Below are 22,343 nucleotides of genomic sequence, written 5' to 3'. Positions count from 1 at the left end.
TATAGGGCGAACTTTCCGTATACAATACATGTTAAAAATAGTTTCTTAACTTTCCCTTAAAAAAAGACGACCTTGTAAAAACAAGATCGTCTTCTTACTTATATTTTTTGGTTTTTAGGGAAAATCACTTCAAAACAAGTAGCATCTCCCCATTTGCTCTCTACTGATATTTTTCCGTAATGTTTTTCTACAATCCAATTTGCGATTGAAAGACCTAATCCAGCTCCTTCTGACGTACTTCTTGCTTTATCCCCTTGATAAAAACGATCAAATAATTTCGGAATATCTTCTTCTTTCACTCCTATCCCATCATCTTTCACTCGTATACGAATCGAACTGTTCGTTTGCGTACAATCGATTTGAATATGACCACCTTCATTCGTATACTTCATCGCATTATCTAACAATATGACCATCATTTGATGAATCCGCTCTCTATCACCCATAAAAGATACGCCACGTTCTACTTTTAATATCATTTCTTTTTCTTGATAAGAGGCAATCTCCTTATATGGAGCTACTATTTCTTCTAACAATTTATCGAGTTCAAATGTTTTCTTATCCATCTCAATTTGATTAGAATCAGAACGTGCTAGCAATAATAAATTACTAACAAGTTTTGATAACCGCCTACATTCTTTTGAAATTGTAGAAATATCCATCGCTTTTTCTTCTATCGTAGCGGATGGTGACTGGAATAAAACATCTGTTTTTGATTGAATAACTGCAAGGGGTGTCCTTAGTTCATGTGATGCATCAGAAACGAATTGCTGCTGTTTTTCCCATGAATTTTGAATGGGTACAAGTGCCCTGCCAGCTAAGAAAAAGCCGATTCCTATTGCACATAAACTTCCTATGCTACAACCTATCACAAGAATTAAAAATAAAGTATGTAACATTTCTTTTTCGGCTGTTATCTCCCTTACAATTTGAACTATTTTTGTATCTTGTTGAAATGAAAATATTCTAAAATATTGCCCTTGCACTTCTATATCTTGCAAAGTTCCTAATTTCTTTGGCGAAAACTTTTCCAAATTGTCTTCAAAAATAAAACGACGTTTGCCGTTTTCAATATCTATCTCCACCGTGTTTCCAAGCCAAGTTAACTCCATTATCCTTGGATCCCCAATTGGAGGATATCCTCTAATTTTTTTAGGTAGTTTTTTATCATCTGCATTCTTTCTATGTTGAACGGCTTTTTCTATCGATTCATTTACTCCACTATAAATACGCTTATATGTGTAAGAATAAATGATACTACCTAATACGGCTATCAAAATGATAAATACTAATGAATTCAATATAGTCAATCGAATACGCGTCTTCTGAAACATACTTCCCTTTTTCATTGTTCTTTTAATATATATCCAATACCTCGAACGGTTTGAATATCTTTCTGATAACCGAATGGCTCTAATTTTTTACGTAAATGATGTACATACACTTCTACAATTGCCACTGTCGTATCTGAATCAAATCCCCAAACACGATCAAAAATTTGTTCCCTCATTAAAATCTTTCCGCTATTTTGAACGAGGTACTCTAGAAGCTCATATTGTTTTAATGTTAGCTTCATACTTTGTCCATCTACTTGAACATCTTTATCTTTTCCGAACAGTTCAATCCCTTTATATCGAATAGTCTGCTTCGTTGTTAAACTACCACTTCGCCTTAATAAAGCACGAATTCTTGCTTTTAATTCTGGGGCCTGAAACGGCTTAACGATATAGTCATCCCCTCCAAAATCCAACCCTTTCACGCGATCTTCTAAAGAATCTCTCGCTGTCAAAAATAAGACAGGTGTTTCAATCTTTTCATCACGTATTTTTTGAATTACTTCAAACCCGTCCATTTCTGGCAGCATCACATCCAGCAAAATTGCATCATATATATTTTGAAGCGCTAAAAACAATCCATCTTCTCCATTCAATGCCGTATCTACTTCAAATTCATCACGCAAAATTTGTACGATAGACTCTAATAAAGAAGCATTATCTTCTACTACGAGTAAGCGCATATTCTCACCTTCCACCATATTGTTCGATTCTATTTATAATTACATTCCTGCTTTTCCTAACAAAAGAATATCATTATATTTTGTAACTTCATTTTTAATTCGTTCTTTCTACACTTTTTCTTGATACAGAATTTTAAAGATTAATTATAAAGGCTCTTTCTTAAATTTAGCTTAATAAAAAATTGAAAGAAATAAGATTTCCCTTATCTCTTTCAATTTTTTACTACATATACCTTTTTACTTGGCAATTCCAAACAATTTAGCTGACCACCATACACAGCCCCGCCATCAATTCCAATAATTCGATTACTACCAAAATACACGCCACAATTCTCACTACCGTGAAGCGTTTTTGTTTCCGTATGGCCAAATACAACAACCTTTTCGCCACTATATCCATTATGAAACTCATTACGGATCCACATTAACGTATATGGTTCACATTCAGAAACTCGTTTCATAGGCTCAACACCAGCATGTACAAATATGTACTCTTCTGTTTCAATGTAATGATCTAATTCTTGAATAAACTTTACATGATCTTCTAAAACATGCGATTGTAAAATTGGTTTTTGGAAGTCTTCCTCATTAACTACAATATCTTCTTCTACAAATCCATAGCTATATAATGTCTTATCTCCACCATTCCTTTTTACCCAATGGTTCCATGAACGTTCCTCATCAGTCGTTAACGCCTTAATCATCATATCTTCATGATTTCCCTTTAGAACGAGGGCTCCATCTTCTTTTAACTCTTTTACCCTTTCAATTACTGCACGTGCATTTGGACCACGATCTACATAATCCCCTAATAAAATTAGTTGATCCTGTTTTGCATCGTATTGAGCTTCTTCTAATAACTGTTCGAACTTTTTTATTTCTCCATGAATATCACTAATAACAAGAATTCTTTTCATATTATCCCCTTCTTTCTAAACCACTCTCTTTATAATTATAGTTCAAAACGACAGAAATTTCCGAAATCATATTCAGAATCACTTTTATTACAAACAAAGCGATTATCCTTACAACAATGTAAGTCTCTTGTCATCCAATTCGATAGTTGCAATTGCTATATTTCCTTATACTAAAAGTAAAAAATGAAACAAAAAAACAAGGAGAGATGAGAAATGAAAAAAGTGATGGAAGTTATGGTAGCAGTGGCAGAGGTTTTCGTAAATGGCAAACAAGTTGCAATGGAGTTAAACAAATAATGAAAAGGACAAGATTCATTCTAGACCCTTTACTCATATAAAGGAGATAAGACTTCTTCATTTTTTTGATCCCTTATCTCCTAAAGAAAGCCGTATCCTTTTTCGGATACGGCTTTCTCTTATTTTTGACTCGTACGAGCTGAAATACTAATTGCTCTATCTGTCGCTTTGGCAGCTTCATCTAACGCTTCTTTACTATTCTTTCCGTCATACATTGCTTCTAATGCTTTTACAACTGCATCTCGTGATTCTGGGAATACGCTAATTAAAGCACCTTGTGTTGCTGGAGATTGTTTCGTCGCTTGCAATTGATCTACTGTTACTTTTAACTGTGGATATTTTTCATATTGCTCTTTTACTAATGGTTCATTATATGCATCTGGATTAATAGAGAAATAACCTGTTGCAGTATGCCATTTTGCTTGTACGTCTGGCTTCGTTAAATATTTCATAAAGTCCCAAGCACCTTGTTGTGTTTCTTCTGAAACCATATTCGTCATCCATAATGATGCTCCACCAATAACAACACCATTTTGTTTCGAATCCTCTGGATATGGAATATATGACACGCCTACATTAAACTTAGATGCATCAATTAAGTCGCGAACACCAGCTGAAGAATCTAAATACATAGCAACTTGTCCAGACTGGAACGCGGCACGAATATCATCCCAACTTGCTCCATACTTTCCTAGTGCACCAGCTTTATTTAACTCATCTAGCATCCCAAATACTTTCTGTCCTTCTTTACCGTTAAATACAGCTTTCTTTGCAGCATCTTTACGACCATTTTCATTATCTACATATAAAGCGCCTTGTGTCGCTAACAATTCTTCAAAGAACCAACCATAATTCAGTATTGAAAATCCATATTGTTTTACATTTCCGCCTTCTTTAATCGTTAACTTTTTCGCTGCTTCTTGCAATTCCGCATATGTTTTTGGAGCTTTCTCTGGATCTAAGCCCGCCTTTGCGAAAGCATCTTTATTATAAATTAATACTGGTGTAGATGAATTAAATGGCATAGAATACATTTTTCCATCAACTGAATAATAATTTGTAATTGCTTTTTCCAATTTTGAAGTATCATACTTATCTTTTTTTATCCAACTATCAATTGGCGTAATCTTTTTGCTATCAATCATATATTTTGTTGTAATTTCACTCGACTGAACAAGAGCTGGTGCTTCTTTCGTAGCAGACATCGTTTTAAATTTCGTTAAAGACTCTTCATATGTCCCTTGGAACTCTGCCTTTATCTCATATTTATTTTGTGACTTATTATAGTCTGCAACAAGCCCATCTAGTACGCCTTGTGTTTTTCCACCCATCGCATGCCAAAAACGAATTACAGTTTTATCACCATTTTTTTCAACTGGTGCTACTTTCGCCTGTGCTTCAGGTTTTCCCTCTGTTTTACTATTTGAACAAGCAGCACTAGATAATGCCATTGTTGCTACCATTAATAGAGCAGCACCTTTTTTAACCAGACCCATTTTAATCTCACCTTCTCTTAATTATTTAATTGCACCTTTTGTTAATCCTTGTTGTAATTGCTTTTGTCCTAAAAATAATAGAATCAATGTTGGTATAACGATAACCGTAACGCCAGCCATTACGCTTCCCCAATCAGTTGCAACTTCTTGAGATTGAAGCTGCTTCACACCAATTTGAACTGTTCTTACCTTTTCATCAGTGGTCACTAAAAGTGGCCATAAGTACATATTCCATGTTGTTAAAAAACTATATACGCCAAGCGTAATAAAACTCGTTTTACAATACGGAATTACAACGCTGAACAAAAATCTTACATTTCCAATCCCTTCAATAAAAGCAGCTTCTTTCAGTTCATTCGGAAGTGTCATAAAATGTTGGCGTAACAAGAAAATACCGAAAGCTGTTGCAAAAAACGGCACTGTCATCCCAGCGAAACTATTGATCCAGCCAAAGTTTTGAATCGTTAAAAAGTTAGGTACCATCGTCGCTTCCCACGGAATAAGCATCGTTGAAATAAACAGGAAAAAAATAAGATTTCTTCCCTTAAACTGAAGAAAGACAAAAGCATACGCCGCTAAGCTTGACACGATAAGTTGTCCAATCATAACAACTGTCGATACAACTAAGCTGTTATATAAATATGTAAAAAGTGGTACTTTCTGAAAAATATTAATGAAATTATCAAAAGTAAATTGAGTTGGAAATATCCTTCTCATTTGAATATCGTCTGGTGTCATAAAGCTTATTAAAAACGCATACAGCACAGGAAAAAATACCATTACTGCACTAATTATGAGCAGCATGTATAGCAGGAAATTTTGTTTCCACTGTTTAACGATCATTTATAATGCACCTTTCTCTCAGCAAACTTAAATTGAAGTAATGTAGCAATGAAAATGAAAACAAATAGTACCATCGCTTGTGCACTTGCTGTCCCAAATTGATGATTCACAAATGCCTCTTTATAAATCGAATATACAATTAAATTTGTTGCATCATTCGGTCCACCGTGCGTTAAAATATCAATCTGTCCAAAGCTTTGGAACGCACTAATTAACGTTACTGTCACGATAAAGAATAAAGTTGGTGATAGCATCGGTAATGTAACACGACGAAGCTTATATAAATAGCTAGCACCATCTATAGATGCACTCTCATATAAAGACGTATCAATATTTTGTAAACCACCTAATATAACTAAAAATGCAAATCCTGTATTCACCCAAACCGTTGTAACTGATACAGAGAATAGTGCCCAGTCCGGACTCGTTAACCATGCAATTGCAGGAAGATTCATAGAAGCTAATATATTATTGAATAACCCGACACTTGGATGAAATAAAAATAACCAAATCACTGCACTAGCAGCTACTGATATTCCCATTGTCGAAGAAAACAGAACTCGAAATAACCCAATACCTCTTACCTTTCCGTTTGCAATCAATGCAAGAAATAAAGCGAGTATAATACTCGTAGGCACTGTATATACAACAAATAATAAAGTTGACTTTATGCTTTTGTAGAAAGCAGGATCAGAAAATAAGTATTGATAATTTTCTAAGCCAACGAAAAGATTCGCTTCTCCGTGTATATCTGTTAAATAAAAGCTATAGTAAATCGTCCTAAATAATGGATAAAAAAGAAAAATCGAGAACAATAAAATAGATGGCGCTAAAAATAATAATCCTATTCTTAAATCTTTCGTTCTACTCCATAAATTCTTCTTTTTTGCCACCTTTGCTTGGGCTGGTAACTTGCCTACTTCAATCATTATTTCGCCACCACTTTCAACTCTTCTTCAGCTACCACTTTTAATCGTTCATTCGTATTTTGATGAAAGAAGCATAACTTATCTTGTGAGAATAATAATTTTACTTTGTCACCTTTGTTCAGGATTAGCTGTCCAATGACTTTTGCACTCCAAGTTGTTCCATTTATTGCGAAGTTTAATATAGATTCGTTGCCTAATACTTCTACAGATTGTAGCGTAACTTCTTGTCCTTCCTCAGACAGGGCAATATGCTCAGGACGCATGCCTATGCGAATTATTCCTTCTGGTAATTGCTTTAACTGTCCAATAGATAACGGAATTTGCAATTGCCCTATATGTAATACACCTTTTTCTTTGTTTACTTCTCCATCATTTATATTCATCGAAGGAGACCCTATAAAACTTGCAACAAATTCATTTGCTGGTTCGTTATAGATGTCAAGTGGTGTTCCAACTTGCTGTATGCTTCCTTTATTTAAAACCATGATGCGATCTCCCATAGTCATCGCCTCTATTTGATCATGAGTAACGTAAATCATTGTAATTCCTAAACGCTGCTGAATTTCTCTAATTTCAATTCTCATTTGCGCACGTAATTTCGCGTCTAAATTCGAAAGTGGTTCATCCATTAAACAAATCGGTGCTTGGCTCACAATCGCTCTAGCAAGCGCAACACGCTGTCTTTGTCCACCTGATAATTGACCTGGTTTCATTTTCACATACTCTTTCAGCCCTACCATTTCAATAGCTTCCATTAATCTCTTTTGCCGCTCTTCTTTTTGTACTTTCCTTACCTTAAGTCCAAATAAAATATTTTCTTCTACAGATAAGTGTGGGTATAGTGCATAATTTTGAAATACCATTGATAGATTACGATCTTTCGGCTCTAAATCATTTGCAACACGTTCATTAATAATTAAATCCCCCGAAGAAATTTCTTCTAGGCCAGCGATCATTCGTAATAATGTGCTTTTCCCACATCCTGAAGGCCCAACTAAAACAAAAAACTCACCCTTTTTAATATGAACCGATACACCCTTAACCGCTGTCTCTTCTGCATTTTTATATACCTTTGAAACATTTTTCAATTCAATCACAAAGTTGCACTCCTTTTTTCTTCTTGTATCCATACTTCATAATGACTCGTTGAAATTGCACTTGCGCCTGCACGAATAGCAATTTCCGCATCTTCTCGTGTTTGAATCAGTCCGCCTGCAATGATAGGAAATTCTATTTCCTCTGCTAACTGCTTAATAATGGAAGGCATAATACCAGGCATAATCTCTACTGCATTCGGTTTAGTCGTTTTACAATTTTCAATTGATTTTGTAAGAGATAAAGTATCGACAATAAAAATACGTTGGATCGTTTTTAATCCAATTTTATTGGCATTTCGAATTGTCGATCCTTTTGTTGAAATAATACCTTGTGCTCCGATAACGTCTTGAATATACAAAAGTGCTTCCTCTGTATTCGTATTTAAACCTTGTATAAAATCACAATGAAGAAAGACATCATGTCCATGTTTCTGTAATTCATATACACGCTCTGGTAACTCCAGCATTGAACCCGTCATAAGAAAAACTGTTTTCGGCAATTTTTTGTATGTGTTGTATCCTTTCCAATCTTTTATCATCGCAATATAAGGTTCTTTAAACATTTATTCCACCTAGCTTTTCTGTTTTTATCCAAACTAAAAACACCTACTTACATAGAACACCTTTCTCCTTATTTGAACTCTAGGGAATAGAGCACACCTAAGAAAGTGGCAAGTTATATGTAAGCGGGTGTTCTCAAATGTTCTCTACCCTAGTTATTTTGTTACCTTTACTATATTACGTATTTATTAAGTCAGTTTTGATAGATTGTTAATTAGCTGTTAATCGAATGTTAATATTCACCTATTCCTTTTTACACTAATCATTACATAGGAATAGTACAAACAAACTCCCAACTACCTTTCATATTCTATAATTAAGGTTGTTTAATTTTCTTATCACTTTTTGAATTAAAGTTATTTTCAGAAGTATGTTTCTTTTCTTATTAATATTGTCCATAATGCAACAATACCTGCACTATTACCTTAAAACTCCTTATCTATCCCTCTCTTCAAATGATTTTTCCCAAAACAAAAATCCCATTTACATACACATTACTGAATCCATCATGCTAACTGATTTCTTCATTCTGTCTATCTAAATGGGATTATTTTTCGTTTTTTATTCTACTGTTTGTTGTGGCTGTACTACTTCATTCGCTCCAGCTGCCCTCAACATATTTGCAATATCTTTAAAACCTCTTTTTTCAGCATATTGCAGTGGCGTAATATTTTCCTTATTGGCCATATTTACATCTGCCCCGTGGTCAATAAGCATTTGAATAACTTTCTTGTGATTTTCACTACCATTTCCTAATACGATTGCTTCTACTAAAGCTGTTCCACCACGAGCATTTTTATAATTCACATCAATATCTGTATGCTCTAACAATTCTTTTACGACCTCTACATGGCCACGCTCAGATGCAGAAATAAGTGCTGTTCCACCTGATTTAGTCGTTTCTTTCGTATTAACTCCTGCATTAATTAGTAGCTTTACAATGTCTGTATATCCTTCTCTACTTGCATAAAGAAATGGATTACTTTGTTTCTCATCTTTACTTTCAATATTAGCACCTGCACCAATTAATGCTTTCACTGTCTCTACATGATTTTGATACGTTGCTGCAAGGATAGGTGTTTCTCCGTTGTCACCTTCTACGTTTATATTAGCCCCATCTTGAATCAGCTTCATAGCTGTTTCTGTGTCTCCAAGGGTCGCAGAAAGTAGTAACTGTTTGTCCATTAAATTTATACTTTTTTCTTCTTTAGATTCTTCCTGTTCTTTATGCTGTTCTTTTTTCTTTTCGTTTTTCACATGAACCGGTTTCGATTCTGGCTCCTCTTGCTTATCGCAAGCCACTACCGTCATTAAAAGTCCTAATAACATACATAATAAAATTTTTTGTTTTCTCACAACTACAGCTCCTATGAAAGATAATGTTTTCTTAACCATTCCTCCATCACATACAATAACTCTTCTTGAGTACATTTATCCATAAGCCCTTTATATTCCTTCTTTAATCGGATTATCTAAACTTATATTAGCGAAGCAATTAGTTTAGCACGATTTTACCGCATTTGTATACATTTCTAAAAAGTACATAAATGATTGCTTTAGGTTACTATATTCCATTGTAACCGTTCTTCTAAAAATTTTACACCTTTTCTATATTTGCACCTGAATAATACTAGAAAAAGACAACTATGCAGTTGTCTTTTTCTAGTATTAATGATGCCCACCGTGATTTCCCTTTTTCGGGTTCCCCATCATTTCTTTATTCATTTCCCATTTATGCTCTGCTAGCTCTTTATACGAGAGAACTTTCCCCTTATAGTTAGATACAAAGCTCTCTGCATCTTTTTTGTTTTTAAATGAAATGACATTATAAGCCATTGGTGTTGTAATTGTTTTATCATATACATAAGTAGCGTCTTCTAACGAAACCCAATCTTTCGAATCATAATCTCGAACAAATTTTTCTTTTGTCTTTTCGCCCGGATTAATCTCCATCCATTTATACATACAACCAATATCATCAAACTTTAACGCTTTTCCATTTTCTAAAATAATTTCCGTTGCAAATTGATTATCCATTACCCCAATTTGGCAAATATCACACTTATCATGTTTCTCATCAATTGCTACTGCCTCTGCTTGTTTCTTACCACATCCTACTATTGTAAAGACAAAGAATAAGCATATAGCAAGTGTCACATACTTTGTTCTCATTTTACTTCCTCCCTAACCGTATCTTCCACAAGGAGCATATCAAAAAGTTGTGTGAGATTTGTGAAAAAATAATGTACTTTTTGTAATATAAAGGCCAAAAAAGATGTGTAGCCATTTCTACACACCTCTCATCATTCACAACCTGTAATTAATAAATCATCTTCCAACCTAACTAATAATGTACCTGTATAAATTTGCTGCCCAACAACTACATTTACTAATCTTATATTTCCACTAATGCCGACTGCAACCTTTTCAAGTTCACCGTTATTTTTTCGGATCATCATTAATTTTTCCCACTCATATACGTAAGAAGATTCATTAACAAAAATCTCTTCTACTTTTCCTTCATAAGAACTACAAATCTCTTCCATTCTTGTTTTCATATAAAATCTACTCCCTATTTCACACTTCAATATTGTCATCTTATTCTACCATTCTTATGGAGAGCAGCTTACTTTTTAAAAATTCAAATTAACTCCTGTGAACAAAATGACCAAAATAAAAATTATGCTTCTAATGATGTTATTTTTCAAATTATTTACCATTCAAATAGATGCTTTTATGATAAACAAAAAACCTTTTTCTGAATTTTTATTTTATTTTGAAAGCGCAATCATTTTTGAGGGGGAGATTACATGTTAGCACTACTTGGATTTGCGATGGTATTTGTCTTTATGTTTTTAATTATGACAAAACGTATGTCAGCACTAGTAGCATTAATATTAATTCCAATTACGTTCGCATTAATTGGAGGCTTTTATGCAAACATGGGACCTATGATGTTAGAGGGAATTCAAAAACTAGCACCTACTGGTATTATGCTTATGTTTGCTATTTTATATTTTGGAATTATGATTGATAGCGGTTTATTTGATCCTGTCATTAGTAGGATTTTAAAATTTGTAAAAGGAGATCCTTTAAAAATTGTTGTTGGTACAGCGATTCTTACAATTATCGTTTCATTAGATGGGGATGGAACGACAACGTATATGATTACTGTTTCCGCAATGTACCCACTATATAAACGCCTTGGAATGAATCCACTTATATTAGCTGGGGTTGTTATGTTAGGTGCAGGGGTGACAAATCTTACACCGTGGGGTGGACCGACAGCTCGTGTTATGAGTGCACTTGGACTAGACGCATCAGAGCTCTTTACACCACTTATACCAGGAATGATTGCTGGTGCACTTTGGGTAGTTTTCGTTGCTTACTATCTTGGAAAAAAAGAAAGAAAGCGTTTAGGAATTATGGATATACAATATTTAAAACAAATGCAAACAACAGATGAGCAAGCTGCAACAGTAGAAGCTGCTGTTCATAAGCGCCCTAAACTTCTATGGATTAACTTTTTATTAACTGCTACCTTACTTGTCTGTCTCATACTAGAAGTTATGCCGTTACCTGTTTTATTTACAATCGCTTTCGCTATTGCTGTTATGATTAACTATCCGAACTTAGAGCAACAGAAAGAGCGTATTGCTTCTCACGCAGGAAATGTATTAGCGGTTGTTTCTCTCGTATTTGCCGCTGGAATTTTCACTGGAATTTTATCAGGAACAAAAATGGTAGATGCAATGGCTAAAAGTGTAGTAACTCTTATACCAGACGCTCTTGGACCACAACTACCAATTATTACAGCTCTTCTTAGTATGCCATTCACATTTTTCATGTCCAATGATGCATTTTATTTCGGTGTACTACCTATTTTAACGAAAGCTGCTGCCACTTACGGAATTAGTGCAGCTGAAATGGGACGCGCTTCCTTACTCGGGCAACCTGTTCACTTATTAAGCCCCCTTGTCGCATCCACTTATTTATTAGTCGGAATGGCCAAAGTTGATTTTGGTGAACATCAACGTTTTACTTTATTGTGGGCAGTTGGAACGACAATGGTGATGTTGATTACTGGGATAGTAATTGGGATTATTCCAATATAAGACAAAAAGAGAGTAGAGGACATATATCCTCTACTCTCTTTTTTATTATGAAGAAACAAGAAAATACCGTCTCTCCGGTCTCCCTACACTCCCATATGTAAGTTCCGCATGTACTTTCTTTCCTGATATTAAATACTCTAAATAACGCCTCGCTGTCGACCTACTTACTCCTACCATCGCACTTAACATTTCTGCTGTAATTCCTTCTTCATTCACTGTTAACATATGCTTTTTTATTTTTGCTAAAGTTAAGGGGTCTATACCTTTCGGAGCATATTCTATTTCATTTCCCTTTACCCCTCTTTGAGACCATAAATGTTCAATTTGTTCTATAGATAACTGATTATTTTTCTTTAACTGTACAAGCTTTTTTTGGTAATTTTCCAAACTTGCTTTAAATCGATCAAACATAAGTGGCTTTACGATATAATCTGTTACTCCACCTCGTAAAGCATGCCTCACTACATCTGTTTCCGATGCAGCTGTAATCATAATAATATCTGTATCATGTAAATGATGCCTAATATACGTAACAAGTTCCGTTCCTTGCATATCAGGTAAGTACACGTCTAATAAAACGAGCTGTGGCTTCACAAGATCTAGCCATTCTTTCGCTTGTTCGCCAGTTGTTGCTGTTCCAATTACTTTAAATCCCACAATCTTTTCAGTAAAACGACGATGAATATCCGCAATTCGAATATCATCTTCTACAATCAATACTTCAATCTCCTCACCCATTACAAATCGCCCCTCTCTTTTGGTAATGCAATAATAAACAATGCACCACCTAAATCCCCTTTTTCGATTGCAATACTCCCATTTAAATCTTCTACTAACTCTTTCACTTTTGCTAATCCATATCCTCGCTTCCCGCCTTCTTTCGTCGAGAAGCCTTTATAGAATATGCTAGTAATGACTTCATCATGAATTCCTTGCCCTGAATCTTCCACTTCAATGACTATTTCTTCTCCGATATCAGTTACAAACATTCTTACTTTCTTATCATGTTCTTCATTTCTTTCGATCGCTTCAAATGCATTCGTAATTAAATTTCCTAAAATAGAAACGACATAATTACTCTCAATATGCGGGCTTAATTTGTCTAAGCTACTTTCTCTATCTAGCATAAAATCAATCTTCAACTCTCTTGCTCTATTATAGAATCCAATTAAAATCCCACCTAACCATGGATTTTGAATTCGTTTCATAATAAATTGAACAAAATCTTGATATACCGCTGTTTCCTTATGAATAAGCTCCAAAGCATCTTCATATAATTCTAGCTGGATAAGACCTGAAAGCGTATACAACAAATTGTTATATTCATGTGTTTGCGCTCGTAGTGCCTCTGTATATTGCTTCGTCTGAGATAACTCTGCTGTTAACTGATCCATTTCAGATTTCAAACGCAAGCTCGATACAACACCCGTTACTCTATTCTTTACTTTAATCGGTAAACGATTCGCAATAACAGCCTGCCCTTTTATATTTAATTGACGATCAAACTGTTCTTCACCAGTTTGAAGTATATCTAATATCGTTGAATTAGGAATTATATTTAAAATGAATTCTCCAATAATATTTCGTTGTTCATCTAGCGAAAGAATATCGTAAGCTGCTTGATTGACTAAACTAATCATTCCATTTTGATCAATAACAATAATCCCTTCCCGTACAGATTGAATCACTGTACTATGCTCTTCATATAAAGATGAAATTTCTTCTGGCTCCATCCCAAACATCATTCTTTTTATACTTCCCGCTAAATATATAGAACCAATTACCCCGATTAAAAGACCTATTATTGTAATCCAAAATACACGCTTTCCATATACTTCTACTGCTCCATGAATATCATCCATTGAAAATCCAACAGACACTACACCTATAATTTCATTTTCCTGATTACGGATTGGAACTTTCCCGCGTAATGAAGGGCCTAATGATCCAGTTGCTCTCGAAACATAAGATTTCCCTTCTAATAGAACCCCTTCATTATCTCCACCAGTCATTGCTTCTCCTATTTTATCTCGCTCTGGATGCGCATATCGAATCCCCTCTTTGTTTCCAACTACAATAAAATCAGCATCTGTATCAATTCGAATTTTCTCTGCTATTGGCTGAATGATAGAAGCTGGGTTTTCTTTTTGAAAAGCTTCTTTTATTTCAGGTATAGCAGCAACGGTTTTCGCAACATGCAAAGCACGTTTCCCAATTTGCTCTTCTACCGTTTCAGACAATATGTAATAGAATAAATAGCTTGTTAACAGAAGTACAACTAAAATAAGTGTACTAATTGTTAAAGTAATTCTCGGTTGTAGTTTTAATTTTTTCAATTTCAAAACCATTCCCCTAACATGATTAAAAGTATAATTTAAAGAATATACAGTCTTTTTTAATTATACTTAAATCATAACACGGTTACTCTATATTTCTTTCTTTTTCTCTTCGTAAAAAAAGAAACGAAGTAAAATTATTACCTCGTTTCTTAACATTTATTATTACACTTTAAACTTACCAATCATCTCTTGTAATTCCTCTGCCATTTGTGATAAGTGAACTGCTGCTGCATTTATTTCGTCTACTGAAGCTAATTGTTCTTCAGAAGAACCAGCAATATTTTGAACGCTTGCTGCATTTTCTTCAATCGTAGCTGCAATTTCATTAATGGATGCACTTACTTGTCTTGCATCTACTGTCATTTGCTTCGCTACATCTACCATGTTATCAATTTGTACAACTGTATCATCCGTAGATTTCAGTATTTCAGCAAAGCTTTGCTTCGTTTCATTTGCAACTACAAGCCCTGATTGTACTTCTGTCCCAACTTGCTTCATAGAACTTACCGTTTCCTTTATATCAAATTGGATCTCTTTCACTAGTTTTCCAATTTCCGTAGAAGACTGTCCTGATTGCTCAGCTAATTTTCGTACTTCATCTGCTACAATTGCAAATCCTCTTCCTTGCTCTCCAGCTCTTGCAGCCTCAATTGCCGCATTTAACGCTAATAAATTGGTCTGCTCTGCAATGTGTTGAATCACCTCAAGAATTGCTCCAATTTGTTTTGATTTATCATCTAACAAAACAATAACTTTATCTGATTGTGAAACAGACTCATGGATTAATTGCATTTGATTCACAGTTTGTTCAACTAACTTCCCACCATCTTCAGCCTTTTTCTTCGTATACATAGATGCTGTGGATACTAATGAAGAACTATCTGCAACACGCTGAATTCCTTCTGTAACTTCTTCTAATAATGTTGCGCCTTCTTCAACTTCTTTCGTTTGTATTTCAGCCCCACTCGACACTTGCTCTATTGCTTGTGTAATTTGTTCCGTCGCTTCACTTGTCTGCTTCATACTAGCTGTTAATTCTTCTGAAGATGCCGCCACGTGACTTGCTGAAGTATTTATATTGGAAATGACCTGATGTAATGATGCCGCCATCTCATTAAAACTTTCTCCTAGCTGTCCAATTTCATCTTTAGAATGAACTGTAATTGTTTCTGTTAAATCGCCTTCACTAATCTTTTTCGATGATATAACAAGTTGTTTTAACGGACTAATGATAGAAGCAATTATGAAGTAAATTAAAATCCCACCAATTATTAATGAAATACCAATAACAGTTAGCGTTTTATAGAAAATAGGATTAGCTGCTTCAATAATTTCTTTTGAAGGCATAATTCCTGCTATTTTCCATCCAGTCTGCTTATTTGTTATAAAGGTAATATTGCGATCATCACCATCGAGTTTGAATTTAAAATCACCTGTTTCCTGTTTGTACAATTCCTTCTCAAGTTTTTCTTCTATTTTGTCACCCGGTTTCATCGTCGGATGTGCTATTACATGTTTAGATTGGTCGAAGATTGCTACATATCCTTTTTTGCCGATATTGACCATTTTTGAAGTATTTACAATGCCATTAATAATTAAATCAATACCGAGAACACCGCTCTTATCCTCATTTTGTTTTGCTATTGTAATAACAATATTCCCTGTTGTACTTGACTTATATGGGGCTGTGATAACCACTTCTCCGCTTTTTTTCGCTGCTTCTTTATACCAATCTCTTTCGGTAGGATTGTATCCATCTGGCATTTGAATAGACGGTGATTGAATAAATTGTCCCGTACTAGATCCCGTATAAATTGCTTCTATTTCTGGATGTAATTTATTATATTCTTCTAATTTATTTTGCACATTTTGGAGCTGATCAGTCCCGTAACTTACTCCGTTAAATAACTTTGTAAAATATACTGCGTCTACCTTTTTACTGTCTATCTCTTTATTAATAACATTATTTAAAATCTTTACGTTATCTTCCGCTGATTGTAAAATTGTTTCATTAAAATTTGTCTTCGCTTGTTGATAAGACGTCCAACCAATTACAATACTTGGAAGAACTAAAATAATAACAAATGACACAAGTAACTTTGCTTTTAAACTACTTCTCCTTAATTTCCCTTGAAGCATATCTCTACCCCTCCATACCGTTTTAAATGTAATTACCTTACATTTAATTTCTTTATATAAATTATACGATTAAAATATATCAACTCTTTATCTCTTTTTCTATTAAAGAATTAATACATACCCTTTTCATTCTATATAAATTAAATAATTAAAACAATATATTAAAATGTACATTATTCGAATAATTCACAGAAGAACCTCTAGTATCTCACTTACTAGAGGTTCCACCCACTATACTATTCTTTATCTTTATCTTTATCTTTTTTCTCATCTTCTACTACAGATACAATAGGTTTATCGTTTGATAATTGTTGAACCGCTCCTTTTCCAGCAAATCCTTCTAATAACTCTTTTAAATCAATGCCAGAAGAAGCTTTTAATGTTTCTTGCATCGTTGCCATTAAATCAGTCGCATAACCTGCAACTTTTCCGGCGCCGCTATTTTTACCACCGCCGCCTGTATCGACAACTGTAATTTTATCAATGTTGCTAAGCGGGCTTGCAACTTCCTTCGCATAACTTGGAAGCATTTTAAGAACCATATCCATAATTGCCGCTTGGCCATATAACTCAAATGCCTCTGCAATTTTTTGTTTCGCTTCAGCTTCTGCTAAACCTTTTAATCTAATAACATCTGCTTCCGCTGTACCTTGTGCTTTTTGTACTTCCGCTTTTGCTTGACCTTGCGCTTTTTCGATTTCCGCCTTCGCTAAACCTTCCACACGTACTTCTTCTGCACGAGCTCTCGCTTCCGCTTCAATCTTATATTGATCCGCATCTGCCTTTTTAATTTGTTTTACTTTTTCTGCTTCCGCTGATTGCTCAACAGCGTAGCGATCTGCATCTGCTTTTTTCTTAACTTCTGCATCGTATTGCTTCTCACGACGCGCAATCTCTTTTTCTTCTAATTCAATTTGTTTCTCACGCTCAATGATTTTAACGCGCATTTGCTCTTCTGTAACACCTTGTTGCGCTTTCGCTTGTTGTAATTCGTAAGAAAGATCCGCGTCTGCTCGAGCTTGTTCTTGCTCTCTCTTATAAGATTGTACTTTTAACTCTTTATGTTTTTCAGCTTCAGCGATTTGCGCATCACGTTGATATTCAGCTTCTTTCGCTTCTTTCTCAGCACGAGCTTTCTCAATACGCGCTTCTTTTTCACGCTCTGCATTCGCAATAGTTGCATCACGCTTAACTGTCGCAATTTGTGGCTGACCAAGTGCATCTAAGTAACCGTTCTTATCCATGATTTCTTTAATTGTAAAGGAAACGATGCGAAGACCCATCTTCTTTAAATCTGTAGAAGCTACTTCATGCACCTTTTGAGCAAATTGCTCTCTATTACTATACGCATCTTCTACTGTCATAGAAGATAAAATCGCACGTAAATGACCTTCTAAAACTTCTTTTGCTTCTACTTTTAACTCTTCTGTTTCTTTTCCTAAATATTGTTCAGCTGCTGTAGATACTTCTTCAATGGTAGAACCTACTTTAATAATAGAAACACCATTTACTGTAACTGGAACACCTTGCTTCGTATACGTATCACGTGTACCAACTTCTAATTTGTAATTTAATAGGCTTAAAGGCTCTGCTCTTTGCATAATTGGAACTACGAAAGTACCGCCACCGCGAATAATCTTAATCTTCTTTCCATCATCAGTGGTAACTACATTTTTCCCGCCACCAAGCCAGTTCCCTGTAACAATTAATGCTTCATCTGGGCCAACTGTTCGATACTTCGTAATGAATACTAAAATGAGTAGAATTAAAATTGCGAGTAAAACTCCACCAATAATTAATGGAATTGTCATGTGAATTCCCCCTTATAATTTTGGTTTTTTTAAAGAATAAGCGATGTTTTGTACAAGCAAAACACCATCTTGGACTCCCTCGATAATAACTTCAGTTCCTTGTGAAATATCTTTTTTCCCAATTGTTTTAGCTGGAATTGCATTACTTCCAAATTGGGAGGAGATTAATACTTCTCCAAATCCTTCTGTAGGAATTGTCGTAATGACTTCTCCCTTGCAACCAATGAATTCATCCATACGTTGCACAGTATTTTGTTCTGCTTCTGCAATCGGCTTTAAAATTAATATTTTCATTATAAATACACCAATAAAAGATATAGCACATGCAGCCCCGAAAATAAGAATGCTATTAAAGGAAAATAAATATTCTCCTATATAACTAAGTCCACATAACATGGCGAAGAAACTAAGTAATAAAGTAACAACGGATACTGATCCGCCTCCAAAACTAAATATGGATTCAAATATATCTCCAAAAAAGATATAAATCACAGTAAGTATAGTAGCAATAATAAATCCGTATAAATAAATTGTCTCAAGTGGATAACCAAACAAAACCATTTCTTATCCCCCTCTCTTAAACAATCCCTTTTTTGTTATGTGTATGCCCCACCTCTTCCAAAGATTATTGTTCTTAATTTTCAGTTATTTAATCTTTAAAGAAAAGCCTGCAGTACAGGCCTCTAAAAAAGAACAGGAGAAGCCTATTGTGACAGGCTCCTCCTAGAAAATAACCGATATATTATATATCTATATAATATACTATTTTCCACAAAAAGTAAAGTTAAACATACATTGGAAAAGCACTTATTTTACTGATAATTCGTATGTTCCATCGCCATTATCATATTTATATACATACAAGTAATACTTACCTGGTTTTGCATTAAAGTTTGCCTCTATATGATTTCCATTCGCTTGACCGTAGGCAGCATAATTTTGCATATCTGATTCATGGTGAAGTACCCATGTCATCCCGATTCCATACTCATTTAAAACGGAAATATCAATATTTTTCGCTGATGCTACATTAAATGTATAAACATCAGTGTGATCTCCGCCGATAAGGCTACCTTTTATCGTATTGTTTAGTCCAATACGATTTGCTTCCTCTGGGCGATTATTTGGTTCTAATTCTGTTAAACTTCCATCTTTAACCGTAACCGTTGTTTCGCTTTTGCTCTCTTTTCCTTTATCATCTTTTACTATTAACGCTACTTTATATGAACCTTCTCTTTCATATACATGTACTGGATTTACTTCTGCACTTGTGCTTCCGTCTCCAAAGTCCCATAAATAAGAAACGATTTTTCCATCTTCATCTTTTGAGCCGTCGCTTTTAAATTGAATACCTTCTTTTACAAGTCCATTATAAGGGCCATTTATATTAACCGTTGGAGCTTTATTTTCTCCGTCATCTTTTGCGATACCGTGGAAGACCACATCATATTCAAATTCATTTGAGCTATTTACACGATAATTGACGAAATATGCTGTAACAGTTTTGTAGCCACTCCATTCTTTTTGCGCAAGTTGTTCCAAAGCTTCATTTACTTTCTTACTCATTGCGTTCCAATCTTCTGACTCACCTTTTGTTACACTACCTGTATACGTACCTTCTAATGTAAATGTATTAAAGAATTGGGAGCTATGTTTTGTCATTTTTGCATCTTTCATCGGCAACGTTTCAGTCATTTCTTTCTCTACTGCTGTTAATGATTTTGGTGCATGTTCAGCTAAATAATCATCTGCTACTGCCGGTACATTATATTTATCTTGATTATCGATTAGCTGCTGCATATACTCTTGATACTCTTCATTTAGTTTAAGGTCTTTACTTAAATTCTCACGATAGGCATCATAATTTTTCACGTCATTTGCACGAATTAAATCTTGAATTTTATCAAATGTTTCAAATTGATGTGTATATAAGTAAGATTGCAATGCGAACGAGTAATTATAGAAATCCCAAGAACCGTATTTAGCAAATAATGTACGCTCTGCTGTATAACGGCTTGCAGGATCAGATGATAATCCACTAATGATGCTCTTTCTCGGTACTACATTATTTGTTCGAGTAGACCCTGCGAAAAACTCTGCATTTCCTTCTTGGAACCAAGTTAACCTTTCATTTTGATACATATCTCCTCTTCCGAATAAACCTGGCACTTCATATCTCCCTTGAAGATAATGGGTAAACTCATGGCGGAATAATTCTTCTAAACTATAAATACTTTGTTCTGGCGTGCGTTCATATGTAAAGAATGTTCCTGTTTCTTCAATATAAATTCCACCGTTGTTCGTTTCATATCCATACAGTTGTCTATTTAATTGGTACTCTTCTGGACTGTTATAAATTACGATCGTTAATATATCATCTGCATTGCCCGGCTCTAACGCTTTATCATTCCCAATTACACGATGATACTGCGCTTTTACTTCCTTTGCAGCCCAGTATAGTCTCTTAATTTTTTCTTCCGATACTTTATCTCCTGTTTTAAATACGATAGATCCATCATCAAATGTATACGTTTTTGGTAAGTACTGCTCTTTTCCTTCTTTACGTATTTTCTCTAAATCTACTGTATTCCCGCTATAATCTTTTCCGTTATAATTTGTTGTAATTTGTTCTACTGCGACAAAATACGGTTCACTTAAACGTGGATACATATGCATTGCCTGTGTCACAACTTCTAATCCTTTATTTGGATTGCTATGAAACTTCCCTAAACGACTAGCAAAGTAAATTCCATTATTAACGAGCCACTTATTTTCTGGTGTTACTTCATTTAGAAGAGCGATACGATTTATTTCATTAATAAACCCATCTACTTTTCCATACCACATCGTTTCATTCGCTTCTTTACGAGCCTCAATTAAGTAAGACTGTATATCATAGTCAATCCCTTGCATAATATCGTATACAGCTTGTCCTTTCATACGATCGTCTACATACGTATGAAGATTATCATTATATTGTTTTAAAATATTAGCTGCGTATTGAACCGTTTCAACATCACTTGAAGCGTTACTAATCAATTTTCCGTATGCAGATACGACTGTATCTTGCTCATCTGTACCTAGCTTAAAGTTTGGGTTATTCGCAATTGCTTTTAAAGCAGGTAAACATTTGTCCTGGAAGCTTCTTTCATTTAATTCACTTAATTCATTATTATAAAATGCCAAATAAAAAGCTGAACGTAACACTTCCGTAAACGTTTGAATTCCTTTTGAATCATCTTTCGTAAATGTACTACCTCGATGAGCTAATTCATCTATAACGACTTGCATTTTCCCTTTATCTTTATAAAAGGACTTTGCATCTTCATTAAACTGGAATAAGTCTGTAATTTGATGCCACTTAATACTGCCTAACGTTTCAACTAATTCTTGATCATTCATCTTGTTTAAATCAGCCATTGAATAGCTTTCTTTAACTTTCTTTACTGTCGCTTTGTTCGTAATAGATGCTGGTCGTTGTGAAAAGTCTCCTACTTTTAACCGTTCTTGAAACGATAATGTTTCCTCCGCTTTAGAAACGTGTCCAACCTCATCTACTGGTTTTTCAATTCCAACTGGTTTCGAATGCAATACATTATATGGCACCTTTTCTTCTGCTGATGCATGAGTTTGAATTGCCCCCAGCGATAGAGCCATTGTACTAATACTAAGCATTACTTTATTAATTTTTGATTTCTTGTTCATATCCTTGCCCCCTATTCAAATATTCCATTCACGAATTTAACATAAAATCTAGATACAACAATATAAAATGCAATATT

At 34.6% G+C, this 22,343-nt stretch carries 18 protein-coding genes and 1 pseudogene; 1 reads left to right on the top strand and 18 read right to left on the bottom strand.

Annotated features, from left to right (window positions below):
- Positions 1-98 precede the first annotated feature (98 nt).
- From BGI23_RS02980 to BGI23_RS02930, 11 genes are all read right to left on the bottom strand, one after another.
- Complete coding sequence (locus BGI23_RS02980) at positions 99-1,349, bottom strand: sensor histidine kinase (protein ID WP_070805173.1); 1,251 nt, start codon at positions 1,347-1,349, stop codon at positions 99-101.
- Entirely contained in the window at positions 1,346-2,017 is a 672-nt protein-coding gene (locus BGI23_RS02975) for a response regulator transcription factor (protein ID WP_070805172.1), read from the bottom strand. Before BGI23_RS02975 ends, BGI23_RS02980 begins: the two co-directional genes overlap by 4 nt.
- Positions 2,018-2,229: 212 nt before the next feature.
- Positions 2,230-2,934 carry a metallophosphoesterase family protein gene (locus BGI23_RS02970; RefSeq protein ID WP_000821995.1) on the bottom strand — a complete coding sequence of 235 codons (705 nt, stop codon included), beginning with the start codon at positions 2,932-2,934 and terminating at the stop codon, positions 2,230-2,232.
- 416 nt (positions 2,935-3,350) lie between these two features.
- A complete protein-coding gene (locus BGI23_RS02965; RefSeq protein ID WP_070805171.1) occupies positions 3,351-4,727 on the bottom strand; it encodes an ABC transporter substrate-binding protein in 1,377 nt (458 codons plus the stop codon).
- 21 nt (positions 4,728-4,748) lie between these two features.
- On the bottom strand, positions 4,749-5,570 hold the full coding sequence (locus BGI23_RS02960) for a carbohydrate ABC transporter permease (protein ID WP_000635931.1): 822 nt from the start codon (positions 5,568-5,570) through the stop codon (positions 4,749-4,751).
- Positions 5,567-6,499, bottom strand: a complete 933-nt coding sequence (locus tag BGI23_RS02955; protein ID WP_000573563.1) for a carbohydrate ABC transporter permease — start codon at positions 6,497-6,499, stop codon at positions 5,567-5,569. Before BGI23_RS02955 ends, BGI23_RS02960 begins: the two co-directional genes overlap by 4 nt.
- On the bottom strand, positions 6,499-7,596 hold the full coding sequence (locus tag BGI23_RS02950; protein ID WP_000571386.1) for an ABC transporter ATP-binding protein: 1,098 nt from the start codon (positions 7,594-7,596) through the stop codon (positions 6,499-6,501). Before BGI23_RS02950 ends, BGI23_RS02955 begins: the two co-directional genes overlap by 1 nt.
- On the bottom strand, positions 7,593-8,159 hold the full coding sequence (locus BGI23_RS02945; RefSeq protein ID WP_000472009.1) for a glycerol-3-phosphate responsive antiterminator: 567 nt from the start codon (positions 8,157-8,159) through the stop codon (positions 7,593-7,595). The genes BGI23_RS02950 and BGI23_RS02945 overlap by 4 nt, the downstream gene beginning before the upstream one ends.
- Before the next feature lie 559 nt (positions 8,160-8,718).
- The gene (locus BGI23_RS02940) at positions 8,719-9,588 is read right to left on the bottom strand and encodes an ankyrin repeat domain-containing protein (RefSeq protein ID WP_157441013.1); all 870 of its coding nucleotides are present in this window, start codon (positions 9,586-9,588) and stop codon (positions 8,719-8,721) included.
- A 237-nt stretch (positions 9,589-9,825) separates the two neighbouring features.
- Positions 9,826-10,329: a nitrous oxide reductase accessory protein NosL gene (locus tag BGI23_RS02935; protein ID WP_044791429.1), complete on the bottom strand. Its 504-nt coding sequence runs from the start codon at positions 10,327-10,329 to the stop codon at positions 9,826-9,828.
- 131 nt (positions 10,330-10,460) lie between these two features.
- Positions 10,461-10,715: a hypothetical protein gene (locus BGI23_RS02930; protein WP_070805170.1), complete on the bottom strand. Its 255-nt coding sequence runs from the start codon at positions 10,713-10,715 to the stop codon at positions 10,461-10,463.
- Positions 10,716-10,967: 252 nt separating this feature from the next.
- On the opposite strand from BGI23_RS02930, the gene BGI23_RS02925 reads away from it, so the two are divergent.
- Complete coding sequence (locus BGI23_RS02925) at positions 10,968-12,272, top strand: CitMHS family transporter (RefSeq protein WP_042515741.1); 1,305 nt, start codon at positions 10,968-10,970, stop codon at positions 12,270-12,272.
- A 45-nt stretch (positions 12,273-12,317) separates the two neighbouring features.
- Here the strand turns inward: BGI23_RS02925 and BGI23_RS02920 are convergent, their stop codons facing one another.
- From BGI23_RS02920 to colA, 7 genes and pseudogenes are all read right to left on the bottom strand, one after another.
- Positions 12,318-13,010 carry a response regulator gene (locus BGI23_RS02920; protein WP_070805169.1) on the bottom strand — a complete coding sequence of 231 codons (693 nt, stop codon included), beginning with the start codon at positions 13,008-13,010 and terminating at the stop codon, positions 12,318-12,320.
- A complete protein-coding gene (locus BGI23_RS02915) occupies positions 13,010-14,620 on the bottom strand; it encodes an ATP-binding protein (protein ID WP_083322643.1) in 1,611 nt (536 codons plus the stop codon). The genes BGI23_RS02920 and BGI23_RS02915 overlap by 1 nt, the downstream gene beginning before the upstream one ends.
- A gap of 153 nt (positions 14,621-14,773) precedes the next feature.
- Positions 14,774-15,634, bottom strand: a complete 861-nt coding sequence (locus tag BGI23_RS28900) for a methyl-accepting chemotaxis protein (RefSeq protein WP_369805076.1) — start codon at positions 15,632-15,634, stop codon at positions 14,774-14,776.
- Positions 15,635-15,712: 78 nt separating this feature from the next.
- Positions 15,713-16,750: pseudogene (locus tag BGI23_RS28895) on the bottom strand (HAMP domain-containing protein); the annotation flags it as partial.
- Positions 16,751-16,986: 236 nt separating this feature from the next.
- Positions 16,987-18,561, bottom strand: a complete 1,575-nt coding sequence (locus BGI23_RS02905) for a flotillin lipid rafts scaffold protein FloT (RefSeq protein WP_070805166.1) — start codon at positions 18,559-18,561, stop codon at positions 16,987-16,989.
- A 12-nt stretch (positions 18,562-18,573) separates the two neighbouring features.
- On the bottom strand, positions 18,574-19,122 hold the full coding sequence (locus BGI23_RS02900) for an NfeD family protein (protein WP_000242438.1): 549 nt from the start codon (positions 19,120-19,122) through the stop codon (positions 18,574-18,576).
- 246 nt (positions 19,123-19,368) lie between these two features.
- Positions 19,369-22,266: a collagenase ColA gene (gene colA, locus BGI23_RS02895; RefSeq protein ID WP_070805165.1), complete on the bottom strand. Its 2,898-nt coding sequence runs from the start codon at positions 22,264-22,266 to the stop codon at positions 19,369-19,371.
- Positions 22,267-22,343 lie beyond the last annotated feature (77 nt).

The sequence above is a fragment of the Bacillus sp. ABP14 genome (assembly GCF_001831375.1).
GTDB classification, from domain to species: domain Bacteria; phylum Bacillota; class Bacilli; order Bacillales; family Bacillaceae_G; genus Bacillus_A; species Bacillus_A paranthracis.
Note: the sequence above shows the minus strand (reverse complement) of the source record. Positions and strands in the feature narration are given on the sequence as shown.

Bases quoted from the DNA above. Each gene is read 5' to 3' on its own strand.
- BGI23_RS02915 (WP_083322643.1), bottom strand. From the start codon at position 14,620: ATGGTTTTGAAATTGAAAAAATTAAAACTACAACCGAGAATTACTTTA.
- BGI23_RS02980 (WP_070805173.1), bottom strand. From the start codon at position 1,349: ATGAAAAAGGGAAGTATGTTTCAGAAGACGCGTATTCGATTGACTATA.
- BGI23_RS02940 (WP_157441013.1), bottom strand. From the start codon at position 9,588: ATGTACTCAAGAAGAGTTATTGTATGTGATGGAGGAATGGTTAAGAAA.
- BGI23_RS02970 (WP_000821995.1), bottom strand. From the start codon at position 2,934: ATGAAAAGAATTCTTGTTATTAGTGATATTCATGGAGAAATAAAAAAG.
- BGI23_RS02930 (WP_070805170.1), bottom strand. From the start codon at position 10,715: ATGAAAACAAGAATGGAAGAGATTTGTAGTTCTTATGAAGGAAAAGTA.
- BGI23_RS02905 (WP_070805166.1), bottom strand. From the start codon at position 18,561: ATGACAATTCCATTAATTATTGGTGGAGTTTTACTCGCAATTTTAATT.
- BGI23_RS02920 (WP_070805169.1), bottom strand. From the start codon at position 13,010: ATGGGTGAGGAGATTGAAGTATTGATTGTAGAAGATGATATTCGAATT.
- BGI23_RS02975 (WP_070805172.1), bottom strand. From the start codon at position 2,017: ATGCGCTTACTCGTAGTAGAAGATAATGCTTCTTTATTAGAGTCTATC.
- BGI23_RS28900 (WP_369805076.1), bottom strand. From the start codon at position 15,634: ATGAAGCAGACAAGTGAAGCGACGGAACAAATTACACAAGCAATAGAG.
- BGI23_RS02960 (WP_000635931.1), bottom strand. From the start codon at position 5,570: ATGATCGTTAAACAGTGGAAACAAAATTTCCTGCTATACATGCTGCTC.
- BGI23_RS02935 (WP_044791429.1), bottom strand. From the start codon at position 10,329: ATGAGAACAAAGTATGTGACACTTGCTATATGCTTATTCTTTGTCTTT.
- colA (WP_070805165.1), bottom strand. From the start codon at position 22,266: ATGAACAAGAAATCAAAAATTAATAAAGTAATGCTTAGTATTAGTACA.
- BGI23_RS02965 (WP_070805171.1), bottom strand. From the start codon at position 4,727: ATGGGTCTGGTTAAAAAAGGTGCTGCTCTATTAATGGTAGCAACAATG.
- BGI23_RS02900 (WP_000242438.1), bottom strand. From the start codon at position 19,122: ATGGTTTTGTTTGGTTATCCACTTGAGACAATTTATTTATACGGATTT.
- BGI23_RS02925 (WP_042515741.1), top strand. From the start codon at position 10,968: ATGTTAGCACTACTTGGATTTGCGATGGTATTTGTCTTTATGTTTTTA.
- BGI23_RS02945 (WP_000472009.1), bottom strand. From the start codon at position 8,159: ATGTTTAAAGAACCTTATATTGCGATGATAAAAGATTGGAAAGGATAC.
- BGI23_RS02955 (WP_000573563.1), bottom strand. From the start codon at position 6,499: ATGATTGAAGTAGGCAAGTTACCAGCCCAAGCAAAGGTGGCAAAAAAG.